Raw genomic sequence first — 21,396 nt, forward strand, 5'->3', positions numbered from 1 at the left:
CGTAACGATGATGGATACAGGAGAAACTGGCCCGAAAACAAATGTGGGAGCGGGCTTGCCCGCGAAGCGCCGCGCGGGCGGCGCTCGATCTCAGAGGCGCTAAATATCTTTCGGCGAGCACCTATCAGCCTCTACGCAAACACTTCGCCTGGCAACTTCGGCTACGCCTCAGGGCGCTGCGCGCCTAGAAGCAAAAGCGGAGCAAAAACAGAAGCCAATGCCGGGCTCAATGGAAATCCCGGCTTCTTGTATCCAGGCCCTGCAGCAACCCACTGACATCCTCCAACCGCCGCGCGATCAAGTGTCTGACACCATTTTCCTGCTCCAGCCGACCACTGACCTTGAGCAATTGCGAGCCCACCAGGGCTCGCCGCTGTCGCTCGGCCAGATCCCGCCACACCACCACATTGAGCATGCCGAACTCGTCCTCCAGGGTGACGAAGGTCACGCCGCTGGCCGTCTGGGGGCGCTGGCGACCTACGACGATGCCGGCCACGGCGACACTGTCGCCATGGCTCAAGCCATCCAGCTCACGGGAGCTGCGGCAACCCAGCGCGCGCAGGCGTGAACGCAGCAGCGTCAAGGGATGCGGGCCAAGTGTGGTGCCCAGGGTCGCGTAGTCGGCGAACAGGTCTTCGGCCACACTCGGCGCCGGCAAGCTCACTTCGCTCTCAGGCGCAGACTCGACCCCAGCGAACAACGGCAGTTGCGTCTGCACGGCAGCGACCTGCCAGCGCGCCTGATGGCGATCGCGAGCCAGGGCACGCAAGGCACCGGCATCGGCCAGGCGCGCGCGGGCGCGGCTGTCGAGGGACGCACGCAGGCACAGGTCCTCGACATCCCGCCATGGCTGCTGCGCCCGCGCCTGCTCCAGGCGCCGGGCGTCGTCTTCGCCGAAACCGCGGACCTGCCGCAGCCCCAGGCGAATCGCCAGGGCGCCATTGCCCTGCGGTTCCAGGGTGCAGTCCCACAGGCTGTGAACGACATCCACCGGTCGCACTTCGATGCCCTGCCGACGCGCCTCCTGCAAAAGCTGGTCGGGGCTGTAGAAGCCCATGGGCCAGCTGTTGATCAACGCGCAGGTGAAGATCGCCGGCTCGTGGCACTTGAGCCAACTGCTGGCATAGCACAGCAAGGCGAAGCTGGCGGCGTGGGACTCGGGAAAACCATAGCTGCCGAAGCCCTTGATCTGCTCGAAGATGCGCTCGGCAAAGGCCAGCTCGTAACCGTTGCGCAACATGCCCTCGAGCAAACGCACGCGATGCGGCTCCAGCCCGCCATGACGCTTCCACGCCGCCATGCTGCGGCGCAACTGGTCGGCTTCGCCCGGGGTGTAGTCGGCTGCAACCATGGCCAGCTCCATCACCTGCTCCTGGAACAAGGGCACGCCGAGGGTGCGCTCGAAAACCGCCTTGAGCTTTTCCGAAGGATAGGTGACCGGCTCTTGCTTCAGACGCCGCCGCAGATACGGATGCACCATGTCCCCCTGGATCGGCCCGGGCCGCACGATCGCCACTTCGATGACCAGGTCGTAGAAGGTGCGCGGCTTAAGGCGCGGCAGCATGGCCATCTGTGCCCGCGACTCGATCTGGAACACACCCATGGTCTCGGCGCGGCTGATCATCGCGTAGGTGGCCGGGTCTTCCTGGGGGATGCTGGCCAGGGTCAGCTCGCGGCCACGGTGCAGCCGGAGCAGATCGAAGCAACGGCGCAGGGCGCTGAGCATGCCCAGGGCGAGCACATCGACCTTGAGCAGGCCGACCATGTCCAGGTCGTCCTTGTCCCATTGGATCACCGTGCGCTCGGGCATGGCGGCGTTCTCCACCGGCACCAGCTGGTCCAGTGGCTGTTCGGAAATCACGAAGCCGCCAGGGTGCTGCGACAGGTGCCGAGGGAAACCGATCAGCTCGCCGGCCAGCACCAGGATGCGTCGCAACGACGGGCTCTGCGCCTCGAAGCCGGCCTCGGCCAGGCGCTGCGCATCGGGGATGCGGTCGCTCCAGCGCCCGCAGCATTTGGCCAGGGCATCCACCTGGTCGCTCGGCAGGCCCAGCACCCGAGCCACGTCACGCACGGCGCCGGCGGCGTGATAAGTGCTGACCACCGCCGTAAGTGCCGCGCGGTGCCGGCCATAGCGCCTGAACACGTACTGAATCACCTCTTCGCGGCGGTCGTGTTCGAAATCCACGTCGATGTCAGGCGGCTCGTTGCGTTCGCGTGAGAGGAAACGCTCGAACAGCAGGCGGTGGGTCATCGGGTCGAGCTCGGTGATCCCCAGCACGAAACACACCACCGAATTGGCGGCAGATCCCCGCCCCTGGCAGAGAATGTTCTGCCGACGGGCGAAATCGACGATGTCATGGACGGTGAGGAAGTAACTCTCGTACCCCAACTCTTCGATCAGCGCCAGCTCGCCTTCGAGGGTCTGGTACACCTCGGCGCTGGCGCCTTGCGGCCAGCGTATCGCCAGGCGCTGCTCGCACAACCGACGCAACCAGCTCGCCGGGCTGTGGCCTTCGGGGACCAGCTCACGGGGGTACTGGTACTTCAGCTCGCTCAGCTCGAAGCGGCAGCGCTCGGCGATGACCAGGGTTTCGGCCAGCAGGTCGCCGGGGTGCAGTTCGGCCAGTTGTTCGCGGCTGCGCAGGTGACGTTCGCCATTGGGGTAGAGGTAGCCACCGGCTTCGGCCACCGTGCAGTGCTGGCGGATCGCGGTCATGCAATCCTGCAAGGCGCGACGGCCACGCACATGCATGTGCACGTCACCACAGGCCACGGCGCGAATCGCCAGTTGCCCGGCCAGGACACGCAAACGCTGCAAGCGCGATGCGTCGTCGCTGCCACGGTGCAGGTGCACCGCCAGCCACAGGCGTTCGGGGAACAGTGTCTGCAACCAGCGACCGGGTTCGGGGTCGTCAGGGTCGTCAGCGATCCACAGCGCCAGCAAGCCTGCGCAATGTGCCTGCAGATCTTCGGCCAGTAATCGATACTCGCCCTTCTCTGCCCGGCGCCGCGCGCGGGTGATGAGCGCGCAGAGGCTCTGGTAGCCGGTCAGGTTCTCCACCAGCAGCACCAGGCGCGGCCCGTCCTGCACCTGCACTTCGCTGCCGACGATCAACCTTACGCCATGCTCACGGGCTGCCTGCCAGGCACGGACAATACCGGCCAGGGTGCATTCGTCGGTGATTGCCAGGGCCTGATAGCCCTGCTCATGGGCTCGACGAAACAGCTCGTCGGCGCTGGAGGCGCCGCGCTGGAAACTGAAATTCGACAGGCAATGCAGCTCGGCATACTCAGGCAGGCTCATGCGAACCAGCCCTGCAGCCACAGGGGGCCGGGTTGGGCGAGGTCGCGGTAGGCCCAACCGCGCAGCCCTTCGCGGGTTTCGATGCGGTAGTAGTCACGGCGCACATCGCCGCCATCCCACCAGCCCGACTCGATGCGCTCGGCCTGGCCAAGCCATTGCAGGCCGCCCTCGGGCAGGGCCAGGGCCTGGGCCAGCAACCAGCCAGGACGGCTACCGGGCGCGACCGCCAGGCTGCCCGCCGCGCCCTGCTCGCTGGCCTGCCAGGCGTGCTCGGGACGGTGATCGGCTTCGGCGCGCAGGCCCTTGACCGCCTCGTCCCCCAACCGCGCCCGCAGGCGCTCGCGCAACTGTTCCCAGGGCTGGGCCTGCTGCGCGCGCGGGTCGAACAACGCACGATGCTGAGGCACGAAGGGTGGCAGGTCGTCGGCCAGCAGGCGCAGGTTGCGCACCGGTGCCGGAATGCGCAGCGGTTCCAGCCGGCCACGGGCCAGTTCGAAGAGCATCGCCGCTTCGCGCTCGGCCGCCAGCAAGCCGACCTTGAGCACGGTATCCGGCCCTTCGGCGTGCTCCAGATGCAGGTCGAAGCGCTGCACGCCGCAGTCACGCCCTCCAAGAAAGGCGGCCAGATCGTTGATCAACCGGCGCAGGGGAAACAACAACGCCTGGTGCGATTCCACATCGAAATTCAGCTCCAGCCTGGACTCGAAGCGGTCTGGCGGCTGATAGAAATCCAGCCCCAGCGCACGCTGGCCGAAGAGTTGGTCCAGATGCAACTGCACAGGCGCAGCAAAACGCTTGGCCAGGGCAGCGCGCGGCAAGGCCATGACCTCCCCCAGCCGACGCAAGCCCATGCGCGAGAAGGCTTGGGCGGCATCGGCAGGCAAGCCCACCCGGTCCAGAGGCATGTTCGCCAATGCCGCGCGCGTCTGCTCGGCGCAGGTCAGCGCCAAGCCATCGTGCCCGTTGGCCAGCATGCGTGCCGCCACCGGGTTGCTCGCCAGCACAATACGATGGCGCAGGCCGAGCCCCTGCAGCTCTGTACGCAGGCGCGCCTCGAAACTCGACCACGGACCGAACAGTTGCAGGCTCGACCCCACCTCCAGCAACAACGCACGTGGATAGTGCAGGCTGACCTGGGCGCTGAACCGATAGGCCCAGGCCGCCAACAGTTGCTGTACCTCATCGATACGCGCCGGATCGGCCTCGACACAGGTGAAGCCGTCAGCCAGGGCGCGGGCGGCAGCCAACGTCTGCCCGGCGCGCAGGCCCAGGTCGGCGGCCGCCGCATTGACCGCCTGCAACACGCGCCGTTGAGTTGGGCCCCCCAGCAGTACCAGTGGTGAATCGGCGTCGTCCCGTCCGCGCTGGACAGTGTCCAGCGCCAGTTGCGGCAGCAGGATGCAGGCCCAGAGCATGGCGCATCAGCCTCGTCCGGGAGCAGCGATGGGCGTGGCCGGCACCAGGCCGCCACGGCACTTGAGCACGCGCCACTGTGCCGGACGCGTATCGATGGCGATACGCAAAGCCGCAGGCGACGGGTTGTGTGCCGCCTGCTGGGATCGACAGGCGAAGGCCAGCGCATCGCCGGTTTCAGCGGCCACCTGCAGGCGGCGCAACGCTCGGTCGTCGGCGCGTTCCGGCCAGCACAGCACCGCGGCACAACTGCCAGAGCGCAGGCACTGCTCGGCAGCCCACAGGGCATCGTCCGGCTCAGCCGCGACCTGCGCCAACCAGCGCAGATCGACGCCTGCCGCCTGCCAGGCCGGTGCGTAGGGAATGAATGGCGGCGCCACCAGCACCACCCGCCCACCCTCGCCACTCAGCCGGGCGAGTGTCGGCCAGAGCAACTGCAGCTCACCGCAACCGGGGCTGGCCAGCAGCAACTCGCTGAGCGCCGCCGACGGCCAGCCCCCCTCAGGCAGACGCTCGTCCAGCAAGGCATGACCGGTGGGCTGCAGGCCGAGCGGGCGCGCCTGAACCTGCCGCCCACGCCAGATTCGGCGCTGGTCGAGCAGCCCCTCGAGATCGACCACCGCGCCCATCAGTCACGCCTCAGCAGGCCGCAGAACACGCCTTCGATGCAGAAGTCGTGCTCGGGGCCCACGTCGATGGGGGCATAGGCCGGGTTGCGCGGCAGCAGCCGATAGCCGCCAACCACCCGTTGCAGGCGCTTGATGGTGACCTCGCCATCGAGCCGCGCGACGACGATCTGCCCGTCACGGGCATCGGCCTGCTGGAGAATGCCGACCAGATCGCCGTCGAGGATGCCGTCGCCGATCATCGAATCGCCCCGCACCTTGAGCAGGTAGTCGGGCGTGCGGCGGAACAGGCTGGGGTCGATCAGCAGTTGTTCGTGGATGCCCAGGTCCGGGCCGATCGGTGCACCGGCGGCGACCCGGCCAAGCACCGGAATCTCGAGGATCTCCGGGCGGCGCAGCGGTTCGGCCAGGCGAATGCCTCGCGCCTGGTTAGGTGTGACCTCGATGTAGCCGCCCTCATGCAGGGCGGTGATGTGCTTGCGCGCCACGCTGCGCGAGGCAAAACCGAAGCGCTCGGCGATATCGGCCAGGCTCGGCGGCTGGCCGTGGTCGGCGATGCGCTCGCGGATGAATTCGAGAATGGCGCGGCGTTTGGGGGATAATTTGTCCATGGAGCACATTTGTACTCTTTTCCAGGAACACTGAACAGCCCCCTTCGTCGCCGCACCTCGGGTCTTTGCCCAGACCGACGCCCTCGAACAGCGCCCCTGTGGCGCGCAACCGACATCGAACGCACCACTTCAGATTCCATTCAGATTCGATACCGATAATCCACCCCGTCAAGCCCAATTGGGGGGAGTTTCATGACCGAATCTCAATGGAGCAGCCTGCTCCCACTCGCTATCGGCAATCACCCGGATCATCGCGCGCACCTGTCGCTTCATCGAGCGGATGACCCCACGCGCAAGGACTTGGAGCACTTTATCCACCAATGTTTTGCCACCGTGCACCAGGCCGATGTGCAGCATTACCTGCCAGAGCTGCTGGCATTGCAGGACAGTCACGGCCAACTGATCGCAGCTGCAGGCATGCGCCCCGCCTGCGAGGGTCCGCTTTTCCTCGAAAAGTATCTGGACATGCCCTTGGAGGCCGCCGTTTCCCAGCTCACAGGCACTTCGCCAAGCCGCGCCTGCATGGTCGAGGTAGGCAACCTGGCTTCGCTCAGCGCCGGCAGCGCCCGCATCATTATCATTGCCATCACCTGGCTGCTTGCCATCCGTGGCCTTGAGTGGGTCGCATTCACCGGCGCCGCGACCTTGATCAACAGCTTTCGGCGGCTAGGGCTGACACCCACCGTGCTGGCGTCGGCCGACCCAAACCGCTTACCAGGCCAGGTAGACCAATGGGGGACCTATTATGACCAACGCCCCCAGGTGTTCGTCGGGCGCATCGGCGACGGCTTCGACGCGTTGACCCGATCCGGCGTATTCCAACGACTGGGCTTTCCCGCGATTGCCAGGGAGGCCGGTCATGCTGCGTGAACTGGAGCGTTTCCGCGAGCAACTGATGTCGTTCGCACGTGATCATGCAGGTGCCGTGGCGGTCAAGGGTGCGACTGACCGTTACACCTATCGGCAATTGCTCGCAGAGGTGGAGCTGCGCGCTCAGGTGCTGCATCGACAACCTGCGGGTACATTGGTACTGGCCCTGGATAACGGCCCTGAGCTGTTGTTCTGGGATCTGGCGGCCTTGTTCGCAGAGCGCCCCTGCGTGATCGTGCCGTCGTTCTTCAGTGCAGCGCAGTTCGATCACTGCATTGTCCAAAGCGGTGCATCAGCCGTGTTGTGCACGACGCAGTGGACGCCGCATCTGCTAGACAAGGGATTTGTCCAGAATGGTGAGTTCTGGGTACGCGAAAACGCGCCCCGCGCGCAATTGCCTGATGGCACAGCCAAGATCACCTACACCTCTGGCAGCACCGGCAACCCCAAAGGTGTCTGCCTCAGCGCCGAAGCCATACTGCGTGTAGCGCGCGAGCTGGAAGCTGCCAGCCGACCAGCCGAAACACTGCACTATCTGGCAGTGCTGCCAGTGGGTGTGCTGCTGGAGAATATTGGTGTCTACGCCGCACTGATGGCGGGCGCCTGCGTACAGCTATATCCGCAGCAGCAGTTGGGCATGAACGGGGCGAGCCAGGTCGACTTCAAGCGGCTGCTGAGCGTCATTGCGCTCAGCGGTGCGCAGAGCCTGATACTCGTACCGCAATTGCTGATGGGGCTGGTCATGGCCATCGAGCGCGGACTGATGCGCGTTGGCCCACTGCGTTTAGTCGCGGTGGGCGGTGCACGGGTATCGCCAAGCCTGCTGGCACGGGCCGAAGCGGTCGGGCTACCGGTGTTCGAAGGGTATGGTCTGTCGGAATGCGCGTCCGTGGTTGCGCTGAACCGTCCGGGGGCCATTCGCCCTGGCAGCGTCGGCAAGCCATTGCCCCACGTGCAGGTGCGCATTGCCGAGGACGGCGAGGTGCTGGTGGCCGGCTCGACCTTGCTTGGCTACCTGGAGGACGCCCCGGTTACCCAGTCATGGTGGGCGACCGGCGATCTCGGCCATCTCGACGACGAGGGCTACCTGTACCTGAACGGGCGCAAGAAACACCAGTTCATCACCAGCTTCGGGCGCAACGTCAACCCAGAGTGGGTTGAAGCCGAGCTGACCCAGAGCGGCGTCATCGCCCAGGCATTCGTACATGGCGAAGCCTTGCCGCACAACCTGGCACTGCTGTGGCCACTGGACCCCACCGCCAGCGATGAAGCCATCGAGCAGGCCGTGCAGCACTGCAACGCGCAACTGCCCGATTACGCCCGAGTGTCTGCATGGCGCCGGTTGCCGACCCCACTGAGCATCCATGACGAGACCCTGACTGCCAATGGCCGTCCTCGGCGCGAGGCGATCCTGAAGCGTTACCACACGTTGTTATCCGACATTTCTTTGTGAGGTCTACCATGTCCTTTTTCGACACCCTGCAAACACAGACAGCCCAACAACGCCAGGCATTGTTCGCTGTGCCGGTGATCCGTGAAGCCTTGGCCGGCCAGGTCAGCCTGGACAGCTATGTCGCCTTCCTGACCCAGGCCTACCACCATGTTCGTCACACCGTTCCACTGATGATGGCCTGTGGCGCACGCTTGCCGTCGCGGCTGGAGTGGCTGCGCGGCGCGGTGTGCGAATACATCGAGGAGGAGTACGGCCACGAGCAGTGGATTCTCAACGACATCAAGGCGTGCGGCGGTGACTGGGAAGCGGTACGTGATGGTCGACCGGCACTGTCGATAGAGCTGATGGTCGCCTACCTCTACGACCTGATTGCTCGCGGCAACCCGGTCGGCCTGTTCGGCATGGTCAACGTGCTCGAAGGCACCAGCATCGCCCTGGCCACCCAGGCGGCGGGCACCATCCAAAGCACCCTGGGCCTGCCCAACCAAGCGTTCAGCTACCTCAGCTCCCATGGTGCGCTCGACCAGGGCCACATGCAGACCTACAAACAGTTGATGGACCGTCTCGACGATGCTGCGGATCAACAGGCCGTCATCCACGCAGCGAAAGTCGTCTATCGCCTGTACACCGAGATGTTCCAAGGCTTGCCACGCGCTGGGCAGCATGAGGTGAATCATGCGTTTGCCTGAATCTGTCGTGATCCTTACCGGCGCCAGTGGCGGCATTGGCCTGGAGCTGGCCGAGCAGTTGTGCGCTGCCGGTGCCCAGGTGCTGGCCGTCAGCCGACACATGGGCAAGCTGGCCAGCCTGATGAACCGATACCCGGACCGTCTGTACTGGCAAGCCGCCGACCTGCGCACACGAGAGGGGCGAGAACAGGTGGTCGCCCGCGCCCGCGAGAGGGGCCACGTCAACGTGCTGATCAACGCCGCTGGCGTGAACAGCTTCGCCCTGCTCGATCAGCTGGACGAGCAGGCGCTCGACGAACTGCTGGACATCAATCTGAAGGCGCCGCTGCAACTGACACGTGCCTGCCTGCCACTGCTGCGTGCTCAGCCCAAGGCGCTGGTGGTCAACGTCGGCTCAACCTATGGATCGATCGGCTATCCGGGCTACGCCACCTACTGCGCCAGCAAGTTCGCCTTGCGCGGGTTCTCGGAGGCGTTACGCCGTGAGCTGGCCGACACCACGGTCAACGTCCTGTACGCCGCCCCACGGGCAACTCATACCGCCATGAACAGCAGCGCCGCGACCGCGCTCAACCAGGCGCTGAAGGTCGGCATGGACGACCCGGCAGATGTCGCGCGCGCTGTGCTCGAGGCCGTGGAGTCCGAGCGCAGCGAGGTATACCTGGGCTGGCCGGAAAAACTCTTCGTGCGAATCAACAGCATGCTGCCAGGCATCGTCGATCGGGCGCTACGCAAGCAACTGCCCGTCATTCGCCGCTATATCGGTAACCACTCCAAGGAGTCAATCAAATGAAGCGCCTGTTCGTCGCCAGCTTGCTGGCATTCACACCTTTGACCTGGGCATTGGACCAAGCCGGCTCCGAACACCTGAGCAGCCTGCAGCAGCGCTGGGCGCAGATCCAGTATCAACTGCCCAAGGAAAAACGCGCCGACGCGCTTGAAAAGCTGGCTGGCGATGCCGCCACGTTCGTGCATCAGTACCCCGGCACCCCTGAACCCTTGATCTGGCAAGGCATCATCAACAGCAGCTGGGCCGGGGCTACAGGTGGCCTTGGCGCATTGAGCAAGGTCAAGGCGGCGAAGGCCAGCCTGGAACAAGCCATGAAACTGGACCCCAACGCCTTGCAGGGTTCGGCCTACACCAGTCTCGGCACGCTATACGACCAAGTGCCTGGCTGGCCGATCGGGTTCGGCGATTCCGACAAGGCAGACGCCTTGCTGCGCCAAGCCCTGCAGATCAACCCCAACGGGATCGACAGCAACTACTTCTGGGCCGATCACCTCTACCGGCAGAAGCGTTATCCTGAAGCCACTCAAGCCCTGCACAAAGCCTTGCAAGCCCCACCGCGACCAGGACGTGAGTTGGCTGACCAAGGTCGGCGCGGCGATATCGATGCTTTAATGAAAATGATCAAGGACAAACAGGACTGAGCATGCGGCTGCTGCTGGTTGAAGACGAAATTGCACTGGGTGAAGGGATCTGTGACGGTTTGCGCCAGGAGGGCTACACCCTGGACTGGCTTCGTGACGGTGTCAGTGGCTTGCATGCGCTGCAACATGAGAGCTTCGACCTGGTGATTCTGGATCTTGGTCTGCCTCGCATGGATGGCCTGGAACTGTTGCGACGGGTACGCGCCGGTGGCGAAAGCCTGCCGGTGCTGATCCTCACGGCACGGGATGCACTGGACGACCGTATCTCCGGCCTCGATGCCGGCGCTGACGATTACCTGGTCAAGCCTTTCGACCTCAACGAGCTCAAGGCGCGCTTGCGCGCCTTGCTGCGGCGCAGCGCCGGGCGCGCCAAGCTGTTGATCGAGCATGCAGGCGTCAGCCTCGATCCGGCCACCCAGCAAGTGCACTACAAAGGTAACGAGGTGGTGCTGACCCCCAAGGAATACCTGCTGCTGCACGAACTGTTGGCGCAACCGGGCAGGGTCTTCACCCGTGAACGCCTGACCCAGCTACTGTATGGCTGGGACGAAGAGCCCGAGAGCAATACCCTGGAGGTCAATATCTACCACCTGCGCAAGAAGCTGTTCAACGGTCTGATTCGGACGGTGCGCGGGATCGGCTACCTGGTCGAGGCGAAGGCATGACTTCGCTACGCCAACGCACACTCTGGCGGGTGATGCTATTGCTGCTACTGGGCACCGGCCTGCTGGCGCTCTACAACTATCACGACAGCCGCCGCGAGATTAACGAAGTCTATGACGCCCACCTCGCCCAGAATGCTCGCCTGCTACAGGGCGTCATGAACATGCCGGTGCAGGAAGGCTCACGGGAAGTGCTGTATCAGGCCTTCAACGAGGCTCTGAGCAAGGCAGGACGGCATCAGGTCGGGCACCCGTATGAAAGCAAACTGGCTTTCCAGGTGTGGCAGGAGGGGGCAGGCCTGCTGGTGCATACCCCCAGCGCGCCGGCGATGCCGCCTCCAACTGCGGCGGGCTTCTCCGATTTCACCTCCGCTGGCGAACAGTGGCGTGGTTTCGTGTTACCGGTGCCGGAGAAACACTGGGTGATCTGGGTAGGCGAGCGTGACGACGTACGTTACGACCTGATCGACCGCATCGTGCGTCACACCTTGCTGCCTTTTCTACTCGGCAGCCTGGCATTGGCATTGCTGGTCTGGGCCGCCATTGGCTGGGGACTTGGACCGCTCCAGAACATGGCCAATGTCATACGCGGGCGTCACGCCGACTCGCTGGAGCCTCTGCAACTGGTGCCCCTGCCCTCGGAGCTTGAGCCCATGCAGGCCGCCATCAACCGCTTGCTGGCCCAGATCAAGGACCTGCTACGGCGCGAGCATCGGTTCATCGCCGATGCCGCCCACGAAATGCGCACGCCGTTGGCGGTCCTGCGCCTGCATGCACAGAACGCCTTGGCTGCCAGTAACGATAGCGAGCGGCAAAAAGCGCTGGGCTTTCTCATGGGCGGTGTCGATCGGTTGACGCGAGTGGTCAATCAGCTGCTGACACTGGCCCGCGTCGAACCCCGGCTGGGTCAGCGTGCGACTACCCGCGTCGACCTGGCCGAAGTGGTCGCCGACACACTGGCCGATCTGACCCCATGGATACTGGACCGGGGGCTGGAGCCCTCCCTGGAGATCGACGAAGGCGACCATCACTTGGTGATCGATGCTGGCGCGCTGGGCATCGCCTTGCAGAACCTGGTGTCCAACGCGGTAGAGCATTCACCGCCGGCAGGCCGCATCATCGTGTCACTCAAGCGCCTGGACAACGCCTTCGAATTAGTGGTCGAGGATGAAGGCCCGGGTATCGATGAAGCGAGTCTTTCCCGTGTATTCGAACGGTTCTACAGTCGTAACACCACGAACGGTGCAGGTCTGGGTCTTTCGATAGTGGCGACTATCATCGATCGCCTTGGGGGCCAGGTGCGACTGAAAAATCGACCGCACAAAGGGCTGGCAGCCACCTTGCGACTGCCCATGGCGTGATGTCGAGGCCCTTGACCGGTCATCGATCAATACAGGTATGATGGCCGCTGCTGAATTGTTTCTTCACTGCCAGGATGCCCGATGCTGACCGCCCTGCTGTTCGACCTCGATGGGACCCTCACCGACACCGACACCCTCCACCTGCAGGCATTTCGCAAGCTGCTGCACGAGTACGACGGCCGCGAACTGACCCAGGAGCAATTCAACGCCCAGGTCAGCGGGCGTTCCAACGGTTTGCTGTTCAAGGAGCTGTTCCCCCAGGCCGATGCAGCTGAGTGCAAGGCTCTGGCCGACCGCAAGGAGGCGTTGTTCCGCGACATGTCGCCCACGCTCGAGCCGATGCCGGGCCTGCTGCGCCTGCTGGACCACGCCGAGCGCCACCGCATCGGCATGTGCGTGGTGACCAATGCCCCACGGCTGAATGCCGAGCACATGCTAGGGGCCATGGGCCTGGGCAAGCGCTTCGAGCATGTGCTGGTGGCCGACGAGCTGGCCCGGCCCAAGCCCGACCCCTTGCCCTACCTCACCGGCCTCCAGCGCCTGGAAGCCAAGGCCGAGCAGGCACTGGCCTTCGAGGACTCACTGCCCGGCGTGAAAGCGGCGGTCGACGCCGGGATCTTCACCGTGGCCCTGGCCACCACCCAGCCAGCCGAGCGCCTGCTGCAGGCCGGCGCGCAACTGGTGATCGAGGATTACAACGACCCACGGCTGTGGGCGTTGATCAAAGAGATGCAGGCGTAACCTGCTCCTCGACAGGAGCGGCGGTTCGCCGCTGCGACTTGGCCCGCGCCTACCGAAGGGTGGTTCAAGCCCGTCGCGCAACCATCAGGAAGATCACCAGCGCCAGCCCCGGCAATACCGCGCCCACCATCGCCACGCCATTCCAGCCATAACCCGCATACAAGGCACTGGCCACCGCCGACCCCAGCGCACCGCCGATGAAGATACTGGTCATGTACACGGCATTGAGCCGCCCACGGCTGGCCGGGTCCAGCGCGTACACCTCACGCTGGCCGATCACCATGTTCATCTGCACGGCGAAGTCCAGCAGCACCCCGGTCAACCCCAGGCCGATCACGCTGTAGCCCGGCGCACTCAATCCGAACAGCAGCGACAATGGCGCCAGCACCAAGGCTAGCAACGACGCCTGGCGCGCATGCCCGGCATCGGCAAGGCGACCGGCAATCGGTGCAGCAATCGCGCCCACCGCGCCCACCAGCGCGAACAACGCGATCTGGCTCTGCGACAGGCCATGTTCGGTCGCCAGCGCCAGGGGCACGGCGGTCCAGTACAGGCTGAACGTCGCGAACATCAGGCCCTGATACAGCGAACGCTGGCGCAGCAACGGGTAGCGCCGAAGCAGCCCGCCCAGCGAGGCCATCAACTCGACGTAGCTGGCCTTGTGCTCCGGCACACGCCGCGGCAGGGTCACGGCCAGCAGCACGACGATTGCCGCCATCAGCACCGCCGCCCCCAGGAACACGGCACGCCAGCCGAAGTGATCGGCCACCAGGCTCGACAAGGGCCGTGCCAGCAGGATGCCCAACAGCAGGCCACCCATGATGTTGCCCACCACCCGGCCACGCTGTTGCTCCGGCGACAGATGCGCAGCCAGTGGGATAAGCATCTGCACCGCCACCGAACTGAAGCCGATCAGCAAGGCATAACCGAGAAACAGCTCACCTTGGCCATGCCCGCTGCTGCCCGCCAGGAGCAGGCTAGCGCAAGACAGCACAGCCGTGGCGATCATCAGCCGGCGGTTCTCCACCAGGTCGGCCAACGGCACCAGCAACAGCAGGCCCAGGGCGTAACCCAGCTGGGTAAGCGAGACGATCAGGCTGGCACGCTCGGTGGACAGCCCAAGGTCAGGCGCAATCAGGCCGACGATGGGTTGGGCGTAGTAGATGTTGGCAACGATGGCACCACAGCAGAACGCCAGCAGCGTCACCAGGCCTCGGCTCAGTGACGTGCCGGATGTAGAGGATGTCGCTAAAGAAGCAGTCATTTCAGATTCTTCACACATGGCAAGACATGCCACGCACCTTAGCGGCCAGGGCCTGCCGAGGGAATCGGAACGCAACGCAAAGCGGCGTTGCGCCAGGCGCAACGCCACCACGTTCAAGGCCTGAGCAACGACTCGCAGAACTCGATGAAAGCCGTTACCCGCCGCGACCAACGATGGTTGGGCAGATACAAGGCGTTGATATTGCCACTGGCAGCGATCGGATTGGCCTGCCAGCCCGGGAACAACCGCACCAGACGCCCGGCAGCGACATCGTCCCGTACCAACCAGTCAGCCAGCAGGCTGACACCACTGCCCGCCACCGCCGCCTCGCGCAGCAAGTCGGAGTTGGCGCAGCGCAAGGGCCCGGTCACATCCACCTCGATCAGCTCATCACCTTGGCGCAGTTGCCACGGTCGCCCCAGGCCGCCATAGCGAAAGCGCAAGCAGGCATGCTCGCTCAGTTGCGCGGGGTGCTCGAGCGCAGGATGGCTGGCCAGGTAGTCCGGGCTGGCCACCAGCCAGCGCTCGAAAGTGCCCAGGGTCCGGCTGACCAGCTCGTCGCTCGGCGCCGGATCACCCAGGCGAATGGACAGGTCATAGCGCCCGTCGAGCAAATCGTCGAAGCGATCGCTCAGGTCGATATCCAGCTCCAGCGCGGGGTAGCGGGCCATGAAGCGCCCCAGGTGTGGCGCGATCATCCGCCGCCCGAACTCCACAGGCAGGCACAGGCGGAGCACGCCCACCGGCTCCTGTCCACGATCAGCGACGCTGGCATCGGCCTCGGCCAGGGCCGCGACGATAGCGCGGGCGCGCTGATAGTAGCCGACGCCCGCCTCGGTCAGGCTGACCTGCCGGGTCGAGCGGTTGAGCAGGCTGGTACCCAACTCGCTTTCCAACGCATCGACCAGGCGCGTCACCGACGAGGTCGCGACCCCGAGCCTTCGGCCGGCAGCGGAAAAGCCCTGAGCCTCAACAGTCGCCATGAACATCTTGATGGCTAGCAGCTTGTCCATTGGCGTGGTTCCGTGCAGAAAATCCCGGAACCTTCCTACAATCACAGTCCGGAATCAAGAAAGGCAAACGTCCATGCCCGACAACCTGTTCAGCCCCCTGCCCCCGCTCGACCCTGCAACAGCCGAGCAATTCGACGAGCTGCTGCGCCGCCCGGGACTGCGCATCGAGCGCATCGTCTCCAGCGGCCACTGCAGCCCGCCCGGTTTCTGGTACGACCAGGCCGAAGGCGAGTGGGTTGTGGTACTCAGCGGCAGCGCCGGGTTACGCCTGGAGCACGAGAGCGAAACACGCATACTAAAGGCGGGCGACCACCTGGATATCACGCCACATTGCAGGCACCGCGTAGAGTGGACGCAAGCCGATGCGACGACAGTCTGGCTGGCAGTGTTTTACGGAAGCGCCACCGACTAGAGCTGCTTGAGCGCGATTTCCGCCGCCCCACCCTTGCCATCGCGCCGCTCGCTCATCCAGTCGTTGACCTTCTGCCCGAACTCGGCCGGCGCCTTGCGCCCGAAACGCCGCGCCAGGTCGAGGATGGTCTGCTGGGCCAGTGCCTCTTCCATGCGTTTCTGCGCGCTGAGCATCACCGCATGGATGGCACAGGTGCCCTCGGTTGCCCATCCTGGCGCCGTGCCGTCGAACAGCGAGCAGCGCTCGCGGATCTCGCGGCAATCGAAGATCTTCTTCGGCCCATCGATGGCATTGACGATATCCAGCACGGTGATTTCATCCGAAGGCCGGGCCAGGCGAAAACCGCCGCGCACGCCTTCGGTGGCCGCCACCAGCCCGGCACGCGCCAACTTGGTGAAGACCTTGGCCAGGTATTCCTGCGGCACCCCTTGCAGTTCGGCGAGATCGCGCACGCTGGACTCGCGGCTGTCGCCGCGCTCGTCGATGAGAAACAGCAGGCAGTGAATGCCGTACTCGACGCCCGCGCTGTATAACGACATATCAATCTCCGACCAAATTTGTCGCAAATAGTACGCCCTTCTCCAGAAACTGGCAAAGCCGTCGGCCACCACCGGTCGCCCGCCTATTTTTTTCAATAGCCCAGAACCCTTGATTTATCGCTGATTCACCTGCAAAGCGAGGGCCGCCCGCGACTGCCCGTTAAAAAAAGCTTGTCGTTTTAAACTACGACCAATAGAGTCGCAGTTACTCGGCAAGCGCAGCAACGCACGCCGAACCTCGACCCAAAACCCTTCGACCCTCTCGCGGAGCCTGTCCATGAATCCACACATCCTGATCATCGGTGCCGGTTTTGCCGGCGTCTGGAGCGCCCTGAGCGCCGCCCGCCTGCTCGACCTCGCCAAGCGTGGCGACATCCATATCAGCGTGCTCGCACCGCAGGCCGAGCTGCGCATCCGCCCGCGCTTCTACGAGGCAGATGTGCACTCGATGAAAGCGCCGCTTGGCGAGCTGTTCGAGGTTGTAGGGGTGAATTTCATCCAGGGCCATGCCCAATCCATCGACGCTGCCGCACGCTCGGTCACCTATATCGACGCCAATGGCCAGACCCGCCACCTGGGTTATGACCGCCTGGTGCTGGCCGCCGGCAGCCAGGTCGCCCGCCCCGCCTTACCGGGCCTGGACCAGCACAGCTTCGATGTCGACCAGATGGAGTCGGCGATCAAGCTGGAGCAGCATCTGACCGACCTCGCCAGCCTGCCGGCCTCCCCGGCCCGCGACACCGTGGTGGTGTGCGGCGGCGGTTTCACCGGTATCGAGACCGCCACCGAAATGCCTGCCCGCTTGCGCGCAGTACTCGGCGAGCAGGCCAATATCCGCGTGATCGTGATTGATCGCGGCGCACAGGTCGGCGCAGCCCTCGGTGCAGGCATCACCCCAGCCATCGTTGCCGCCTCGCAGCACGCCGGCGTGCAATGGCTCACCAATGCTTCGGTGATCGCGGTGGATACCGGTGGCGTGACCCTGGATAACGGCGAGTACATCGCCAGCAAGACGGTGATCTGGACCGCAGGCGTCAAGGCCAGCCCGCTGACCGCGCAGATCGCCGGCGAGCGCGATGCCCAGGGCCGCCTGCGCGTCGACGAGCACCTCAAGGTCATCGGTCAGCAGTACATCTACGCCACCGGCGACGTGGCCTGGGCCGCAGTCGATGACCTGGGCAACCACGCGCTGATGACCTGCCAGCATGCCATCCCCATGGGCCGTCACTCGGGCAACAATGCCATGGCCGACCTACTCGGCGAGGCGCCGGTGGTGTATCGCCAGCCCAAGTACGTCACCTGCCTCGACCTGGGCGACTGGGGCGCGGCGTTCAGCGAAGGTTGGGAACGTGAACTGAAGCTGCAGGGTGACGAAGGCAAGCAGCTCAAGCGCCAGATCAACTCGGTGTGGATCTACCCGCCAGAGGCTGATCGCAGCAAGGCCCTGGCCGCTGCCGATCCAATGATCGCCATCGTTTAAGCGAATAAACCTGACAGATCCGTCAAAAAATGACGGATCTGTTTGTACGTGTAGTTACATTGAATGACTGGTCAATAATAGTGGCACCGTGGCATTATTGACGTCAAAAAACCCACTAAAGTTAAGGATATTGTACTTTCCCGCAGCGCACCGAGACGCCTGGCCCTTTCGCCGGTTCCGGCCCCACGCCCCAGCGCTTGAAGCCTGCACGCCACATTCAAGGAGTAGCTCCATGCAGTTAAGGAATATGAAGATCGGTATCCGGGCAGCCAGCGTATTTACGCTGCTGGGCGTCCTGGTACTGGTCATGGGCTTGATATCGCTGTACGAAACCCGGCGCATGGACAGCGCCACCGATGAGATCCGTGTCACCTGGATTCCGGCGATCATTTATCTGAACGAGGTCAGCACCAATCTCGGTCGCGCCCGCGCCATGACTCTGCGCAGCGTGATCGAGGAAGACCCCGCCGTCCGCCAGGCAACTCTCGGCCGCATCGGCGAGATCAATGCTTCGCTCGAGGTAGGCATCAAATCCTACGAATCGACCATCATCGAAAAGGACGACCGCGCCCTGTTCGATAACTTCGTCTCCCTCGCCCAGCGCTACCACGGCCTGCAGAAGTCGATCCGCGATGCCGCGGCCAATGGCGACATTGCCGAGGCCAAGCGCCTGGTCAACGGCCCGCTGGCCGAATACGCCGACTCGATGATGAAAGCGCTCGGCACCCTGATCCAGTACAACTCCGACGGTGCCGACAAAGCCTCGCAGCGCAGCAGTGACGCCTATGACGAAGCCTTTGCCCTGATCGTGCTGTCGTTGGTGGTGATCATCCTCGCGCTGGTGGGCATCGCCGTACTGCTGACTCGCAGCATCGTCGTGCCGCTGGCCGATGCCGTGAGCGTTGCCGAGCGCGTGGCCACCGGCGACCTGACCCAGGAAATCCGCATCGTCGGTCGTGACGAGCCGGCGCTGCTGCTGCGGGCCTTGAGCCGCATGCAGGAAAGCCTGCGCGACACCATCCGCAAGATCGCCGCCTCGTCCGACCAACTGGCCTCGGCGTCCGAAGAGCTGCACACCGTCACCGAAGACACCAGCCGCGGCCTGCACCAGCAAAGTGCCGAGATCGACCAGGCCGCCACGGCCGTCAACCAGATGACCGCTGCCGTCGAGGAAGTGGCCAACAACGCGGTCAGCACCGCCGACGCCTCCCAGGGCGCCGACCAGACCACCCGCGATGGCCGCGACCAGGTCAACCAGGCACTGAGCTCGATCCAGCAACTGGTCGAGGACGTCACCGGCACCTCCAGCGAGATCGAACAGCTGGCCAACAGCGCCAACGAAATCAGCCGCGTGCTCGATGTGATCGGCTCGATCGCCGGGCAGACCAACCTGCTGGCACTCAACGCCGCCATCGAAGCCGCGCGGGCCGGTGAGGCCGGGCGTGGTTTTGCCGTGGTCGCCGATGAAGTGCGAGCACTGGCGCACCGGACCCAGCAGTCCACCGCAGAAATCGAACAGATGATCGGGGGTATCCAGACCGGCACCGAGCGCGCCGTGGGTTCGATGCACAGCAGCCAGGGCCGTGCCAGCGGCACCCTGGAGATCGCCCAGGCGGCGGGCCAGGCCCTGGAACTGATTGCCGAAGCGATCGCCGCGATCAACCAGCGCAACCTGGTGATCGCCAGCGCATCCGAAGAGCAGGCCCAGGTGGCACGTGAGGTGGACCGCAACCTGGTGAACATCCGCGACCTGGCGATGCAGACCTCGGCAGGGGCCAACCAGACCAGCGCTGCGGCGCAGGATCTGTCGCGCCTGGCGGTGGAATTGAACGGGATGGTGGCGCAGTTCAAGGTGTGAACTGAAACACCGGGGGCCGCTTTGCGGCCCTCTTGCCAACCAACTAGTCGCTCACACCTACTGCACGTCCCGCCTTCACCGCCTTGCCGCGAGTCGCCAGGCAATAATAGAGCGGCACCGTCACCAGCAACCCGAACAGCCACGACAGGTCGGCGCCCTCGACGATGTTCGAATACGGCCCCACATACAGCGCCGTATTGGCGAACGGCAGTTGCACCAGGATCCCGCACACATAGGCGACGATGGCGTGGTGGTTGAAGCGCCCGTAGATCCCGCCATCGGCGCGGAAGAACGAAGCGATGTCGTATTCGCCCTTCTTGATCAGGTAGAAGTCCACCAGGTTGATCGACGCCCAGGGCACCAGCACCAGCAGCAGTGCCAGGATCAGGCCGATGAACTGGCCGATGAACCCCGCCGAGGCATTCAGCGCCACCAGCCCGCACCCGAGCAGGATCACCGACGCCAGCACTACCCGCACCCGCACGCTCGGCGTCCAGTGAGCGACGAACGTCTGGATCGCGGTGACGATCGACAGCACCGCACCATACAGGTTGAGCGCGTTGTGGCTGACGATATTGAGCAGGAACAGCACCATCAGGATCGGCCCCAGCCAGCCGGTGGCCTGCTTCACCGCATCCATCGCATCAGTACCTTCAGGCACGCACAGCACCGCCACTGCCCCGAAGCTGAAACACAGGATGGTGCCCAGGGTCGCGCCGAAATAGGTCGCCCAGAACGGCTTGGCGATACCGATCTCACGCGGCAGGTAACGCGAATAATCCGAGGTGTAGGGCGAGAAGCTGATCTGCCAGATGGTGCCCAGCGACACCGTGGCGATGAAGCCCGACAGGTTGAAGGCGCCGCGGCTGAAGAAGTCTGCCGGCAGTTCCTGGGCGAACATCATGATGAAGCCGGCCAGCAACGCCGAGCCCATCACCCAGGTACCGATGCGGTTCAGGCTATGAATGAAGCGATAGCCGATCACACCGATGGCCGTAGCGCTCAGGGCACCAATGACGATGGCCGTAGGCATCGGCACGCTCGGGGCGATACCGTGGATCGACTTGCCCGCCAGGACGATGTTGGAAATGAAGAAGCCGACATAGATCAGCGCGGTGAAGAACACGATCAGCAAGGCGCCATAGCGCCCGAACTGGCCGCGGCTCTGCACCATCTGCGGAATGCCCAGCTGCGGTCCCTGCGCAGAGGCCAGGGCGATGACGATCCCGCCCAGCAGATGCCCCACCACGATGGCGACCAAGCCCCACAGCAGGTTCAGGTGGAACACCTGGACCACCATCGCGCCGGTGACGATCGGCAGTGGCGCGATATTGGTGCTGAACCAGAGGGTGAAGAGGTCGCGCGCCTTCCCGTGGCGCTCGGAGGGGGGAACATGATCGACCGTATGATTCTCGACAAACTGGTGTTGCGACGACGGTTGGGACATAGGATTTCAGCTCGAAAGGATCATTTTTATCGTTGTATGGAAACCGCTCGGGGCGGCCTCTCAGCTGAAGACCATATTATGGTATTCCAAACTTTTGACAACACTGCGCCGCGTTTTTTCAGCGCATCTGATCTGCCTTGTGCGCCACTGTGGCGCAGGGCTCTAGTCGTCAAGACCAATGAATACGGGGCCTTTACCGTTCATCGTGTGTTCCGGTGC

At 64.3% G+C, this 21,396-nt stretch carries 19 protein-coding genes; 11 read left to right on the top strand and 8 right to left on the bottom strand.

Going from position 1 to position 21,396, the window contains the following annotated elements:
* Window positions 1–226: 226 nt before the first annotated feature.
* The 4 genes from ACPZMI_RS21025 to lexA are packed head-to-tail and all read right to left on the bottom strand — an operon-like array spanning window position 227 to window position 5,957.
* The gene (locus ACPZMI_RS21025; RefSeq protein ID WP_426352984.1) at window positions 227–3,307 is read right to left on the bottom strand and encodes an error-prone DNA polymerase; all 3,081 of its coding nucleotides are present in this window, start codon (window positions 3,305–3,307) and stop codon (window positions 227–229) included.
* Entirely contained in the window at window positions 3,304–4,722 is a 1,419-nt protein-coding gene (locus ACPZMI_RS21030; RefSeq protein ID WP_426352985.1) for a Y-family DNA polymerase, read from the bottom strand. Before ACPZMI_RS21030 ends, ACPZMI_RS21025 begins: the two co-directional genes overlap by 4 nt.
* Window positions 4,723–4,728: 6 nt before the next feature.
* Complete coding sequence (gene imuA / locus ACPZMI_RS21035; protein ID WP_426352986.1) at window positions 4,729–5,349, bottom strand: translesion DNA synthesis-associated protein ImuA; 621 nt, start codon at window positions 5,347–5,349, stop codon at window positions 4,729–4,731.
* Window positions 5,349–5,957, bottom strand: coding sequence for a transcriptional repressor LexA (lexA, locus tag ACPZMI_RS21040; RefSeq protein WP_483407408.1), 609 nt, complete (start codon window positions 5,955–5,957; stop codon window positions 5,349–5,351). Before lexA ends, imuA begins: the two co-directional genes overlap by 1 nt.
* A 192-nt stretch (window positions 5,958–6,149) precedes the next feature.
* Between lexA and ACPZMI_RS21045 the strand changes: the two genes are divergently transcribed.
* The 8 genes from ACPZMI_RS21045 to ACPZMI_RS21080 all read left to right on the top strand — a co-directional run bounded on the left by ACPZMI_RS21045 (window position 6,150) and on the right by ACPZMI_RS21080 (window position 13,164).
* Entirely contained in the window at window positions 6,150–6,827 is a 678-nt protein-coding gene (locus tag ACPZMI_RS21045; protein WP_186663890.1) for a thermostable hemolysin, read from the top strand.
* On the top strand, window positions 6,817–8,280 hold the full coding sequence (locus ACPZMI_RS21050; protein WP_426352987.1) for an AMP-binding protein: 1,464 nt from the start codon (window positions 6,817–6,819) through the stop codon (window positions 8,278–8,280). The genes ACPZMI_RS21045 and ACPZMI_RS21050 overlap by 11 nt, the downstream gene beginning before the upstream one ends.
* A gap of 8 nt (window positions 8,281–8,288) precedes the next feature.
* Window positions 8,289–8,969 carry an iron-containing redox enzyme family protein gene (locus tag ACPZMI_RS21055; RefSeq protein ID WP_186663886.1) on the top strand — a complete coding sequence of 227 codons (681 nt, stop codon included), beginning with the start codon at window positions 8,289–8,291 and terminating at the stop codon, window positions 8,967–8,969.
* Window positions 8,956–9,762 carry an SDR family oxidoreductase gene (locus tag ACPZMI_RS21060; protein WP_186663884.1) on the top strand — a complete coding sequence of 269 codons (807 nt, stop codon included), beginning with the start codon at window positions 8,956–8,958 and terminating at the stop codon, window positions 9,760–9,762. The genes ACPZMI_RS21055 and ACPZMI_RS21060 overlap by 14 nt, the downstream gene beginning before the upstream one ends.
* Complete coding sequence (locus ACPZMI_RS21065; RefSeq protein WP_186663882.1) at window positions 9,759–10,400, top strand: tetratricopeptide repeat protein; 642 nt, start codon at window positions 9,759–9,761, stop codon at window positions 10,398–10,400. The genes ACPZMI_RS21060 and ACPZMI_RS21065 overlap by 4 nt, the downstream gene beginning before the upstream one ends.
* 2 nt (window positions 10,401–10,402) lie before the next feature.
* Window positions 10,403–11,065 carry a response regulator gene (locus ACPZMI_RS21070; protein WP_186663880.1) on the top strand — a complete coding sequence of 221 codons (663 nt, stop codon included), beginning with the start codon at window positions 10,403–10,405 and terminating at the stop codon, window positions 11,063–11,065.
* On the top strand, window positions 11,062–12,423 hold the full coding sequence (locus tag ACPZMI_RS21075) for a sensor histidine kinase (protein ID WP_186711256.1): 1,362 nt from the start codon (window positions 11,062–11,064) through the stop codon (window positions 12,421–12,423). The genes ACPZMI_RS21070 and ACPZMI_RS21075 overlap by 4 nt, the downstream gene beginning before the upstream one ends.
* An 81-nt stretch (window positions 12,424–12,504) precedes the next feature.
* A complete protein-coding gene (locus tag ACPZMI_RS21080; protein WP_411382743.1) occupies window positions 12,505–13,164 on the top strand; it encodes an HAD family hydrolase in 660 nt (219 codons plus the stop codon).
* A gap of 64 nt (window positions 13,165–13,228) precedes the next feature.
* On the opposite strand, the gene ACPZMI_RS21085 is transcribed toward ACPZMI_RS21080, so the two are convergent.
* The gene (locus ACPZMI_RS21085; protein WP_426352988.1) at window positions 13,229–14,428 is read right to left on the bottom strand and encodes an MFS transporter; all 1,200 of its coding nucleotides are present in this window, start codon (window positions 14,426–14,428) and stop codon (window positions 13,229–13,231) included.
* 113 nt (window positions 14,429–14,541) lie between these two features.
* Window positions 14,542–15,441: a LysR family transcriptional regulator gene (locus ACPZMI_RS21090; protein ID WP_411382745.1), complete on the bottom strand. Its 900-nt coding sequence runs from the start codon at window positions 15,439–15,441 to the stop codon at window positions 14,542–14,544.
* 73 nt (window positions 15,442–15,514) lie between these two features.
* On the opposite strand from ACPZMI_RS21090, the gene ACPZMI_RS21095 reads away from it, so the two are divergent.
* Window positions 15,515–15,853, top strand: coding sequence for a cupin domain-containing protein (locus ACPZMI_RS21095; protein WP_426352989.1), 339 nt, complete (start codon window positions 15,515–15,517; stop codon window positions 15,851–15,853).
* Here the strand turns inward: ACPZMI_RS21095 and ACPZMI_RS21100 are convergent.
* On the bottom strand, window positions 15,850–16,392 hold the full coding sequence (locus ACPZMI_RS21100; protein WP_186663871.1) for an RrF2 family transcriptional regulator: 543 nt from the start codon (window positions 16,390–16,392) through the stop codon (window positions 15,850–15,852). The two genes, ACPZMI_RS21095 and ACPZMI_RS21100, sit on opposite strands and share 4 nt — an antisense overlap.
* A 277-nt stretch (window positions 16,393–16,669) precedes the next feature.
* Here ACPZMI_RS21100 and ACPZMI_RS21105 point away from each other — a divergent pair, with 277 nt between their 5' ends.
* Together ACPZMI_RS21105 and ACPZMI_RS21110 are read left to right on the top strand one after the other, a co-directional pair.
* Complete coding sequence (locus tag ACPZMI_RS21105; protein WP_426352990.1) at window positions 16,670–17,872, top strand: NAD(P)/FAD-dependent oxidoreductase; 1,203 nt, start codon at window positions 16,670–16,672, stop codon at window positions 17,870–17,872.
* A 247-nt stretch (window positions 17,873–18,119) separates the two neighbouring features.
* Window positions 18,120–19,730, top strand: coding sequence for a methyl-accepting chemotaxis protein (locus ACPZMI_RS21110; protein WP_426353009.1), 1,611 nt, complete (start codon window positions 18,120–18,122; stop codon window positions 19,728–19,730).
* A gap of 43 nt (window positions 19,731–19,773) precedes the next feature.
* Here ACPZMI_RS21110 and ACPZMI_RS21115 read toward each other — a convergent pair whose 3' ends face one another.
* Complete coding sequence (locus ACPZMI_RS21115; protein WP_426352991.1) at window positions 19,774–21,177, bottom strand: purine-cytosine permease family protein; 1,404 nt, start codon at window positions 21,175–21,177, stop codon at window positions 19,774–19,776.
* Between the last annotated feature and the right edge of the window lie 219 nt (window positions 21,178–21,396).

This window comes from Pseudomonas wayambapalatensis (assembly GCF_049942315.1).
In the GTDB taxonomy this organism is placed as follows: Bacteria; Pseudomonadota; Gammaproteobacteria; order Pseudomonadales; family Pseudomonadaceae; genus Aquipseudomonas; species Aquipseudomonas wayambapalatensis.

Bases quoted from the DNA above. Each gene is read 5' to 3' on its own strand.
- ACPZMI_RS21115 (WP_426352991.1), bottom strand. From the start codon at position 21,177: ATGTCCCAACCGTCGTCGCAACACCAGTTTGTCGAGAATCATACGGTC.
- imuA (WP_426352986.1), bottom strand. From the start codon at position 5,349: ATGGGCGCGGTGGTCGATCTCGAGGGGCTGCTCGACCAGCGCCGAATC.
- ACPZMI_RS21075 (WP_186711256.1), top strand. From the start codon at position 11,062: ATGACTTCGCTACGCCAACGCACACTCTGGCGGGTGATGCTATTGCTG.
- ACPZMI_RS21110 (WP_426353009.1), top strand. From the start codon at position 18,120: ATGAAGATCGGTATCCGGGCAGCCAGCGTATTTACGCTGCTGGGCGTC.
- ACPZMI_RS21080 (WP_411382743.1), top strand. From the start codon at position 12,505: ATGCTGACCGCCCTGCTGTTCGACCTCGATGGGACCCTCACCGACACC.
- ACPZMI_RS21085 (WP_426352988.1), bottom strand. From the start codon at position 14,428: ATGACTGCTTCTTTAGCGACATCCTCTACATCCGGCACGTCACTGAGC.
- ACPZMI_RS21030 (WP_426352985.1), bottom strand. From the start codon at position 4,722: ATGCTCTGGGCCTGCATCCTGCTGCCGCAACTGGCGCTGGACACTGTC.
- ACPZMI_RS21050 (WP_426352987.1), top strand. From the start codon at position 6,817: ATGCTGCGTGAACTGGAGCGTTTCCGCGAGCAACTGATGTCGTTCGCA.
- ACPZMI_RS21100 (WP_186663871.1), bottom strand. From the start codon at position 16,392: ATGTCGTTATACAGCGCGGGCGTCGAGTACGGCATTCACTGCCTGCTG.
- ACPZMI_RS21065 (WP_186663882.1), top strand. From the start codon at position 9,759: ATGAAGCGCCTGTTCGTCGCCAGCTTGCTGGCATTCACACCTTTGACC.
- ACPZMI_RS21090 (WP_411382745.1), bottom strand. From the start codon at position 15,441: ATGGACAAGCTGCTAGCCATCAAGATGTTCATGGCGACTGTTGAGGCT.
- ACPZMI_RS21055 (WP_186663886.1), top strand. From the start codon at position 8,289: ATGTCCTTTTTCGACACCCTGCAAACACAGACAGCCCAACAACGCCAG.
- ACPZMI_RS21025 (WP_426352984.1), bottom strand. From the start codon at position 3,307: ATGAGCCTGCCTGAGTATGCCGAGCTGCATTGCCTGTCGAATTTCAGT.
- ACPZMI_RS21060 (WP_186663884.1), top strand. From the start codon at position 8,956: ATGCGTTTGCCTGAATCTGTCGTGATCCTTACCGGCGCCAGTGGCGGC.
- ACPZMI_RS21105 (WP_426352990.1), top strand. From the start codon at position 16,670: ATGAATCCACACATCCTGATCATCGGTGCCGGTTTTGCCGGCGTCTGG.
- ACPZMI_RS21095 (WP_426352989.1), top strand. From the start codon at position 15,515: ATGCCCGACAACCTGTTCAGCCCCCTGCCCCCGCTCGACCCTGCAACA.
- ACPZMI_RS21045 (WP_186663890.1), top strand. From the start codon at position 6,150: ATGACCGAATCTCAATGGAGCAGCCTGCTCCCACTCGCTATCGGCAAT.
- ACPZMI_RS21070 (WP_186663880.1), top strand. From the start codon at position 10,403: ATGCGGCTGCTGCTGGTTGAAGACGAAATTGCACTGGGTGAAGGGATC.
- lexA (WP_483407408.1), bottom strand. From the start codon at position 5,957: ATGGACAAATTATCCCCCAAACGCCGCGCCATTCTCGAATTCATCCGC.